This window comes from Streptomyces laculatispora (assembly GCF_017353455.1).
GTDB classification, from domain to species: Bacteria; Actinomycetota; Actinomycetes; order Streptomycetales; family Streptomycetaceae; genus Streptomyces; species Streptomyces laculatispora.
Map to the genome: position 1 here is coordinate 1 of NZ_JAFMPZ010000125.1, position 8,572 is coordinate 8,572.

Here is an 8,572-nt window from a genome sequence, read left to right on the forward strand (position 1 = left end):
CGGTCGCGGACCTCGACCTGTCGGCCGTGAAGCCCGGTCAGGGCGCGGGCGGGGCGATGGTCTTCAAGGACATCCCCGCGAAGCTGACGAAGGCGGGCTCCGACGCCTTCAACGGCCAGTACCAGGCGGGCGAGGTCCTCGACCCGGCCACGCTCACGGTGAAGGCGGTCGCGGCCCCGACCGAGAAGCCGACCGACCCGGCCGAACCGACCGAGAAGCCGACCGATCCGGCCGAGCCGACCGAGAAGCCGACCGATCCGGCCGAGCCGACGGAGAAGCCGACCGAGAAGCCCACCACCCAGCCCACGCAGCCCACGCCGAAGCCCTCCCCGAGCGTCACGGCCACCGACAAGCCGGCCGCCGACCCGGGCGCCATCGTCGACGGCACCCTGAACTGGGGCGTCAAGGCCTCCTTCCGTACGTACGTCACCGGCCCCATCGCCCACGGCAAGGTCGAGACGGCGGGCGGCGCGACCGCGTCCGGCGACGGCTACCGCTTCCCCGACGCCACCGGCCACTTCGACGCCGGCAAGCAGACCCTGAACGCCGAGTTCGACGGCAGGGTCCGCTTCCTGGGCCACCAGGAGGACGGCGCGTACACGCTCGACCTCTCCCTGAGCAACCTGGAGATCCAGGCCGACGGGACCAAGGGCAAGCTCATCGCCGACGTGTCCACCAGGGACCGCGAGACGAAGAAGGTCGCCGCCTACACCGGCCTCGCCGTCGCCGACCTCAAGCTGCCCGCCGGCGGACTCACCGCCAAGGACGGCGTGGTGACCCTCGCGGGTGTGCCGGCCACCCTCACCTCCGACGGCACCAAGGCCTTCGGCGGGATGTACCGGGCGGGTGAGCAGCTCGACGCGCTGACCGTCTCGGTCGCCCTGGACAAGGACGCCGAACTCCCGTCCGGCGAGAGCTCGACCGGCGGCTCGTCCACCACCGGCGGCTCGTCCACCACGGGCGGTACGTCCACCACGGGCGGTACAGGCGGTTCGACCACCGGCGGCACGGTGGGCGGCGGCGGTACGGTCGGCGGCTCGGGCGCCCTCGCCTCCACCGGCTCCGACATCCCGTCCGGCGCGCTGTTCGCCGCCTCGGGCCTCATCGTGGCGGCCGGCGCCGGAGCGGTCGTCGTGGCCCGCCGTCGCCGCACCGTCTGATTCCGCCGCACCGCGCGACACCACCGCCCGGGTACCGGCCCTCTTGAGGGACGGGCACCCGGGCGGTGCTTGAATGCGCGGGTGAGCGACTACGACGTACCCGCCGGCATCGACGTACTGCGCGTGTTCTGCGGCCCCGACGGCCGGCACGGCAACGCGCTCGGCGTCGTACGCGACGGGCGCGACCACCCCGACGTGGCCTCCCGGCAGGAACTCGCCCGGCGGCTCGGATTCAGCGAGACCGTGTTCGTGGACGATCCGGAACGCGGACACCTGGACATCTACACGCCCGGACTCCGGCTGCCGTTCGCCGGGCACCCGCTGGTCGGCGCCGCGTGGCTGCTTGACCTGGAGGTCCTGGAGCTGGGGGTGGGGGAGGTCTTCGCCCGTCAGGACGGCGAGTTCAGCTGGATCACCGCCCGCCCCGAGTGGGCCCCGCCGCGCACCCTGGAGCGGTACGGCTCGGCAGCCGAGGTCGAGGCGCTGACCGGCCCGCCGCCCGGTGAGGGCCGGCTCTACGTATGGGCCTGGGAGGACGAGGCGGCCGGCCGGGTCAGGGCGCGGGCGTTTCCCAGGCGGGGCGACAGCATCGATGAGGACGAGGCGACGGGGGCGGCCGCGCTGCTGCTCAGCGCCCAGCTGAACCGCGCCCTGAACATCAGGCAGGGCCACGGCTCCCAGATCCTCACGGCCCCCGCACCGGACGGCACGGTGGAGATCGGCGGCCGAGTCCTGCTCGCGGTCCAGGGGTAGCGCGTCGGCACATCGAGCCCGTCCGGCGATTGCGGGCAGGGCGAAGCGGCGGGGCGGCCCCGGCCGACAACTCCGGTCACCACCCCGCCGCCGAGCGCCAAGCGCTACGCGCTGAGCGGGAAGGCCTCCCCCAGCTCCCGGAACACCGCGGTGTTCAGCGCGAACGCCCGCTTGCACTCGTCCACGATGCGCTGCTTCTCCAGATCGTCCGCGTTCACCGCGTCCAGCAGCTCGCGGTATCCCCGCTTGAACGAGGCGGGGTTGGAGATCCCTTCGAAGACGTAGAACCGCACCCCGTCGCCCTTGCGCTCGAAGCCCCAGGTCCGCTCCGCCTTGTCGCGGATGATCTGGCCGCCCGAGAGGTCACCCAGGTAGCGGGTGTAGTGGTGCGCTATGTATCCCGCGGGCCAGGTGCGGGCGCACTCGGCGACCCGGTCGGCGTACGCGGCCGTGGCCGGCAGCGGCTCCAGGCCCTCGCGCCAGTCCGCACCCCGCAGATGGGCCAGATCGCGCTCCAGCTCGGCGGTGCGCATCAGCTCGGGCTGGATGAACGGACCGGCGACCGGGTCGTTGCGCAGCGCCTCGGCGCCGTCCTCCAGTGCCTTGTACACGAACCACAGCTGCTCGGTGTAGCGCGTGTACGCGTCCACGCCGAGGCGTCCGCCGAGCAGGTCGCTCATGAAGGTCGAGGTCTCCGCCTCGGTGTGCTGCTCGTGCGACGCGGTGCGGATCAGCGTGGAGAAGGGCGTGGCGGTGACGGTTGCGTCCAAGGCGGGCCTCCGGGGACCAAGGGGGACGGGAAGTCCAGAAAGAGACGGAAATATCGGCCCGCCGCAGCTGCGTACCGCAACGCCGGCCGATGTGCCGATCTTCCTACTTAGGCTTACCTAAGTCAACTGCTTCCCGACGCTCTGTCGGTAAAAATGTACCCCGGTCCGGCCCGGACACACGGATGACCGGGGGAGCGGACGCACGAAAAACGGCCGCCCGAGGGGGCGGCCGTTCCGGGCGGGGGACGATCCGGTTACGGGAGCGTGAGGATCTCGGCCCCCGTCTCCGTCACCACCAGCGTGTGCTCGAACTGCGCGGTGCGCCTGCGGTCCTTCGTGACCACGGTCCAGCCGTCGTCCCACATGTCGTAGTCATGGGTCCCGAGCGTCAGCATCGGCTCGATGGTGAACGTCATACCGGGCTTCATCACCGTGGTGGCGTGCTCGCTGTCGTAGTGCGGAATGATCAGGCCGGAGTGGAACGAGGAATTGATCCCGTGCCCGGTGAAGTCCCGCACCACCCCGTACCCGAAGCGCTTCGCGTACGACTCGATGACCCGCCCGATCACATTCACCTGGCGGCCCGGCCGGACCGCCTTGATCGCCCGCTTCAGTGACTCCTCGGTGCGCTCCACGAGCAGCCGCGACTCCTCGTCCACGTCTCCGCAGAGGTAGGTGGCGTTGTTGTCGCCGTGCACCCCGTTGATGTACGCCGTCACATCGAGGTTCACGATGTCGCCGTCGCGCAGCACCGTCGAGTCCGGGATGCCGTGGCAGATCACCTCGTTGAGCGAGGCGCAGAGCGACTTGGGAAAGCCCCGGTAGCCCAGCGTCGACGGATAGGCGCCGTGGTCGCACATGAACTCATGGGCGACCCGGTCGAGTTCGTCCGTCGTGACGCCCGGGGCGATGAGCTTCGCGGCCTCACCCATCGCCTGCGCGGCGATCCGCCCCGCGACGCGCATGCGCTCCACGGTATCGGCGTCCTGGATCTCCGGGCCGGTGTACGGCGTCGGAGCGGGCTTGCCCACATACTCGGGGCGCCGGATTTTTCCGGGCACGGAACGGACGGGAGTGAGCTCCCCTGGTACAAGCAGTGACTGGCCAGACATGCCAGCGAGTTTAGGGCCTGCCGTTCGGATCATGCGGTGCTCACGGGGTCCGGCACGCACCAGGCCCCGCTCCGTGATCCGGCCCGGTCCGAACGACAGCCCCTAACCAGCGGGTCTGGGGCACCATGGCACCGAGGAAAGGAGCCGACGATGGCCCTGTTCAAGAAGCGCACGGTCGGCAAGCCCGGCGAGTGGTACTACTGCCTGGAGCACAAAAAGGTCGAGGAGGGCCCCGAGTGCCCCGCCAAGGACCGCTTCGGCCCGTACACCTCCCGTGAGGAGGCCCAGCACGCCATGGAGACCGCGCAGGAGCGGAACCTGGAGTGGGAGACCGACCCCAAGTGGCACGACCGCCAGGGGCCGGACGAGAACACGAGCGGCTGAGAGGCTGTCGGGCGAGGGGGCCGGGGCCCGCGCCCCGGGCTCAGCCCGCGGGCGCCGCCTCCAGGCCCTCCTCGCGCCGTGCGCGCCTGCGCAACGCGTCCGCGTCCGTCTCGGAGTCGTAGGTGAGGAGCTTCGGCAGGGCCGCCGCCAGCAGCGCCACCGAGGCGATGCAGGCCACGCCCCCGCTCCAGACCGCGGTGCGGGTCCCCGTCCACCCTGCCATACCGCCGGCCCGTACCTGGCCCAGCTGCGGGCCCACGCTGTACGAGAGCACCTCGATGCCCGCCAGCCGGCCCCGCAGCTCCTCCGGGATCGTCTGGTTCCAGATGGTCGAACGGCCGAGCCCGCTGAGCATGTCGCCCGCACCGGCCACCGCCAGGCAGACCAGCACCAGCCACACGTTGCCGAACCAGCCGGCCGCCGCGATGGCCAGCCCCCAGACGGCCGCGCCGAACACCACGAACAGCCCGTGCCTGCGCACCCGTGAGGTCCAGCCGCTGGTCAGGCCCAGCAGGAGGGAGCCGACCGAGCCCGCCGCGTACATCAGCCCGAGCGACCACTCGGCATCCAGCTCGTCGCTGAGGAACGGGAAGATCGTGTTCGGGAAGGCGAAGAACATCGCCGCCATGTCGATCGCGTACGTCCCCAGCAGCACCGGCCGGCTCCAGGCGTAGCGCGCGCCCTCCGCGATCCCGCGCAGCGACGGCTTCCGCCCCTTCTCGGCGGGCGGCGCGGGCGCGAGCCGGCGGCACAGGAGCACGGACACGGCGAACGTGACCACCGTGACCGCGTACGCCGTGGCGTGCCCGGCATAGGCCACCACCAGGCCCGCCAGCGCCGGGCCCATGATCGCGCCGGCCTGCCAGCGCAGCGAGTTCAGCGCGGCCGCCGCGGTGAGCTGGTCGTGCGGCACGATCCGGGCCATCAGCGAGTCCAGTGCGGGCCGCTGGAGCCCCGCGAGCGCGGAGACGCCCCCGGCCACCACATAGAGCGGCCACAGCATCGGACCGGGCAGGGCCGCGTTCACCAGGAGGACGAGGGCGAGCAGCCCGAGCCCCGCCTCGGTGGCCAGGATGACCTTGCGGCGGTCGGCGGAATCGGCGAGCGCGCCGCCGTAGAGGCCGAACACGACCAGCGGCACGAGCTCGACCGCGCCCATGGCGCCGACGGCGAGCGGGGAGCCGGTGAGGTGCTTGATCTGGAGGGGCAGCGCGATCAGCGCCATGGAACTGCCGAAGAAGGTGACGAGCCCCTGCACCCACAGCAGCCGGAAGTCCGCCGAGGACCGCCAGGGCGAGAGGTCGGGAAGAAGCGCGGCAAGCCTGGCGGCGAGCTGGGGACGAGAGGTCACGAGGGGTCATGGTCCGCCCGGACGCGCTCCCGGGGCAAGTGCATTTGTGGGCCGCACGAGGTCCTGGGCGCCGCCCGCACCACGGCGCCGCCCGCCCCGCTCACCAGCGCGGTGGCGGGGGCGCCGTCAGCTGGTCGGCGAGCCGGGACAGCCGGTCGCGCAAGCGCCGCCGGCCACGCAGTACGGGTGCGCTGTTCTCCCCGGCCGCCGCGCTGACCAGGTGCTGGACGGTGTCCAGGTCCACATCGTCGCCGCCCGCCACGGACAGCGCCTCGTGGGCCAGGCCCCGGACCTCCGGATCGCCGTTGTCCAGCGAGAGCACCGTCGCGCCCGCCCGGCGCGCGTCGTGCACCCGCTCCAGCAGGCCCTCGCCCGGCGACTCCGGCACCACCACGAGCAGGGTCTCGCCCCGCCCGGCCGCCTCGATCCGGCCCAGGCCGACGGCCAGGTGGGCCGGATCCCCGGGCTCCACCCGGTGGCGGACCAGCGTGGGCGTCAGCTCGGGCAGCCCGGACCAGGTGGATTCGTCGACCAGATGCGCGGCCAGGTGCCACGGCTCGTACTCCTCGGTCCCCACCAGCAGCAGTCCGCCGCCGTGCGGGACGACGGACGAGCGCAGCGTCCCGGCGAACCGCCGGGCGGCGGCCGGCCACTCGGTCCCGGCGAGCACCTCACGCAGCAGCGCCACACGTACGGCATCCATGGCCCGGCATCCTGCACCACACACCGGGTCCCACGCGGGGGAACGGCCGCGGAACCATCCGAACGGGGCCGGGAACGTGATCCGGATCGCGGTCCGGCCGCGAGGCGGCCCTTCCCCGCCTGGAAGTACTGTCGGGGCCATGACTACGAATGACAGTGGCAGCGCGCCCAAGCCCCCTGCCAAGGACCCCTGGGACCTCCCCGACGTGTCCGGCCTGACCATCGGCGTACTCGGCGGCACCGGCCCGCAGGGCCGTGGACTCGCCTACCGGTTCGCCCGCGCCGGACAGCAGGTCGTCATCGGCTCCCGCGCGGCCGAGCGCGCGCAGGCCGCCGCCGAGGAGATCGGCCACGGTGTCCGGGGCGCGGACAACGCCGCGTGCGCCCGCGACAGCGACGTCGTGATCGTCGCCGTGCCGTGGGACGGGCACGCCAAGACCCTGGAGTCGCTGCGCGAGGAGCTCGCCGGGAAGCTCGTCATCGACTGCGTCAACCCGCTCGGCTTCGACAAGAAGGGCGCCTACGCCCTGAAGCCCGAGGAGGGCAGCGCCGCCGAGCAGGCCGCCGCCCTGCTGCCGGAGTCCCGGGTCACCGCCGCCTTCCACCACCTCTCGGCCGTGCTCCTCCAGGACGAGGCGATCGAGGAGATCGACACCGATGTGCTGGTGCTGGGCGAGGCCCGCGCCGACACCGATGTCGTCCAGGCGCTGGCCGGCCGCATCCCCGGAATGCGCGGCGTCTTCGCGGGACGGCTGCGGGGTGCCCACCAGGTCGAGTCGCTGGTCGCCAACCTGATCTCGGTCAACCGCCGCTACAAGGCACACGCGGGGCTGCGCGTCACCGACGTGTGAGCCGCACCCCGCTCGGAGCGGGCGGGGGCATGGGGGACACTGGACGGGACCGCGCACCATCCCCCGACAGGAGCCGTCCCCATGCCCCGCCTCGCTCTCTACGCCGTCGCCGTCTGCGTCCTCGCCGTCGCCGCGGCCGTGCTCTCCTTCGTGCAGGGCAGCTCGCTCCTCGGGATCGTCTGGGTGCTCCTGGTCGGACTCTCGTCCAACATGGCCTGGTACTACCTGCGCCGGCAGCGCGCCGCCGGCGCCGCGCAGAACGCCTCCTAGCCGTTCAGGGCGCTGCCCAGCCGCACACACGCGTCCTAGCCGTTCAGCGAGCAGACCGCGTTCGGCGTCTGCCAGAACCGGTAGGCGTCGAGACCGCAGTACGTGTCGAAGTCGCTGACGCCGAGCGACCGCAGCAGCGCGTCGACCGCGTCGAAGAACGCCGCGTTCACCCCGGGAACCCACAGCAGGGCGAAGACCGCGATCAGCCCGAACGGGGCGAACGGCTCCACCTGGCGGCGCACCGAGTGCGAGAGCCAGGGCTCGATCACCCCGTAGCCGTCCAGACCCGGCACCGGTACGGAGTTCAGGATCGCCGCCGTCACCTGGAGCAGCGCCAGGAAGCCCAGCGCGTACCGGAAGGCGGCGGGGACCCCGTCCAGCGCGTGCAGCCAGAACGGCGCCGTGCACACGATCGCGAACAGCACATTGGTCAGCGGCCCCGCCGCCGAGATCAGGCTGTGCCGCCAGCGGCCGCGGATGCGGCCGCGCTCGATGAAGACGGCGCCACCCGGCAGCCCGATCCCGCCCATGATCACGAACAGCACCGGCAGCACGATGCTGAGCAGGGCGTGGGTGTAGCGAAGGGGATTGAGTGTGAGGTATCCCTTGGCGCCGATGGTGATGTCGCCGCTGTGCAGCGCGGTCCTGGCGTGGGCGTACTCGTGGAGGCAGAGCGACACGACCCAGGCAGCCGTGACGAAGAGGAACGTGGCGAACCCCGGCTGATCGGCGAAGTCCGTCCACACCGCCCAGCCGGACACCGCCGCGACGGCGGCGATCCCGAGGAAGACCGGGCTGATCCGCCGGTCGCTGCGCGCTGTTGCGGTGGTCATCGGCGGCTCCAGGTGGCTGCGGGAGGGACGGGAGCGGGCGGGCGGCGAGCCCCGACCGTACAGGCGACACGGCCAAAACGTCTGGCATCCTGCCGGTGGTTCCGTAAAGGGTGGGGGCATGACAGGCAGTACGGCGGACGGCCCGCACGCATACGGCCGGGCTGCGGTCCCGCTCCCGGCCCCGGTCACGGAGAATGGGCGCGTGCGCTACGGCATCCTCGGTACCACCCAGGCACTCCGCGACGACGGCACGGCCGTCGCCGTCGGCGGGGCGCGGCTGCGCGCCCTGCTCACCGTTCTCGCGCTGCGGGCCGGCCGGGCGGTGCCGGCCGCCGTGCTCGTCGGCGAGGTGTGGGACGGGGACCCGCCCGCCGACGCGCCGGGCG

The 8,572-nt window shown here is 72.5% G+C and carries 11 protein-coding genes; 6 read left to right on the forward strand and 5 right to left on the reverse strand.

Going from position 1 to position 8,572, the window contains the following annotated elements; genetic code table 11:
- A partial coding sequence (locus J1C73_RS07440) for an HtaA domain-containing protein (protein ID WP_207315643.1) occupies positions 1–1,160 on the forward strand: 1,160 nt, incomplete at its 5' end.
- A gap of 81 nt (positions 1,161–1,241) precedes the next feature.
- A complete protein-coding gene (locus J1C73_RS07445) occupies positions 1,242–1,913 on the forward strand; it encodes a PhzF family phenazine biosynthesis protein (RefSeq protein WP_207315644.1) in 672 nt (223 codons plus the stop codon).
- A 104-nt stretch (positions 1,914–2,017) separates the two neighbouring features.
- On the opposite strand, the gene J1C73_RS07450 is transcribed toward J1C73_RS07445, so the two are convergent.
- Together J1C73_RS07450 and map are read right to left on the reverse strand one after the other, a co-directional pair.
- On the reverse strand, positions 2,018–2,683 hold the full coding sequence (locus J1C73_RS07450) for a biliverdin-producing heme oxygenase (protein ID WP_123470345.1): 666 nt from the start codon (positions 2,681–2,683) through the stop codon (positions 2,018–2,020).
- A gap of 254 nt (positions 2,684–2,937) precedes the next feature.
- A complete protein-coding gene (map, locus tag J1C73_RS07455; RefSeq protein ID WP_207315645.1) occupies positions 2,938–3,795 on the reverse strand; it encodes a type I methionyl aminopeptidase in 858 nt (285 codons plus the stop codon).
- A gap of 150 nt (positions 3,796–3,945) precedes the next feature.
- On the opposite strand from map, the gene J1C73_RS07460 reads away from it, so the two are divergent.
- The gene (locus J1C73_RS07460; RefSeq protein ID WP_123470342.1) at positions 3,946–4,179 is read left to right on the forward strand and encodes a hypothetical protein; all 234 of its coding nucleotides are present in this window, start codon (positions 3,946–3,948) and stop codon (positions 4,177–4,179) included.
- A 40-nt stretch (positions 4,180–4,219) separates the two neighbouring features.
- Here J1C73_RS07460 and J1C73_RS07465 read toward each other — a convergent pair whose 3' ends face one another.
- Positions 4,220–5,530, reverse strand: coding sequence for an MFS transporter (locus J1C73_RS07465; RefSeq protein ID WP_207315646.1), 1,311 nt, complete (start codon positions 5,528–5,530; stop codon positions 4,220–4,222).
- Between the two features lie 100 nt (positions 5,531–5,630).
- Positions 5,631–6,233 (reverse strand): hypothetical protein, encoded by a 603-nt coding sequence (locus J1C73_RS07470; protein ID WP_207315647.1) that lies wholly within the window; start codon positions 6,231–6,233, stop codon positions 5,631–5,633.
- Positions 6,234–6,372: 139 nt separating this feature from the next.
- Between J1C73_RS07470 and npdG the strand changes: the two genes are divergently transcribed.
- Both npdG and J1C73_RS07480 read left to right on the forward strand, forming a co-directional pair.
- The gene (gene npdG / locus J1C73_RS07475; protein ID WP_207315648.1) at positions 6,373–7,083 is read left to right on the forward strand and encodes an NADPH-dependent F420 reductase; all 711 of its coding nucleotides are present in this window, start codon (positions 6,373–6,375) and stop codon (positions 7,081–7,083) included.
- Between the two features lie 81 nt (positions 7,084–7,164).
- Positions 7,165–7,353: a hypothetical protein gene (locus tag J1C73_RS07480; protein WP_207315649.1), complete on the forward strand. Its 189-nt coding sequence runs from the start codon at positions 7,165–7,167 to the stop codon at positions 7,351–7,353.
- 35 nt (positions 7,354–7,388) lie between these two features.
- Here J1C73_RS07480 and J1C73_RS07485 read toward each other — a convergent pair whose 3' ends face one another.
- Entirely contained in the window at positions 7,389–8,186 is a 798-nt protein-coding gene (locus tag J1C73_RS07485) for a site-2 protease family protein (RefSeq protein WP_124283890.1), read from the reverse strand.
- A gap of 202 nt (positions 8,187–8,388) precedes the next feature.
- Here J1C73_RS07485 and J1C73_RS07490 point away from each other — a divergent pair.
- On the forward strand, positions 8,389–8,572 hold a 184-nt coding region (locus J1C73_RS07490; RefSeq protein WP_443732214.1), incomplete at its 3' end, for an AfsR/SARP family transcriptional regulator.

What these genes read in the sequence shown, in the direction of transcription:
- map (WP_207315645.1), bottom strand. Translation starts at nt 3,795, where the DNA reads ATGTCTGGCCAGTCACTGCTTGTACCAGGGGAGCTCACTCCCGTCCGT.
- J1C73_RS07460 (WP_123470342.1), top strand. Translation starts at nt 3,946, where the DNA reads ATGGCCCTGTTCAAGAAGCGCACGGTCGGCAAGCCCGGCGAGTGGTAC.
- J1C73_RS07470 (WP_207315647.1), bottom strand. Translation starts at nt 6,233, where the DNA reads ATGGATGCCGTACGTGTGGCGCTGCTGCGTGAGGTGCTCGCCGGGACC.
- npdG (WP_207315648.1), top strand. Translation starts at nt 6,373, where the DNA reads ATGACTACGAATGACAGTGGCAGCGCGCCCAAGCCCCCTGCCAAGGAC.
- J1C73_RS07480 (WP_207315649.1), top strand. Translation starts at nt 7,165, where the DNA reads ATGCCCCGCCTCGCTCTCTACGCCGTCGCCGTCTGCGTCCTCGCCGTC.
- J1C73_RS07485 (WP_124283890.1), bottom strand. Translation starts at nt 8,186, where the DNA reads ATGACCACCGCAACAGCGCGCAGCGACCGGCGGATCAGCCCGGTCTTC.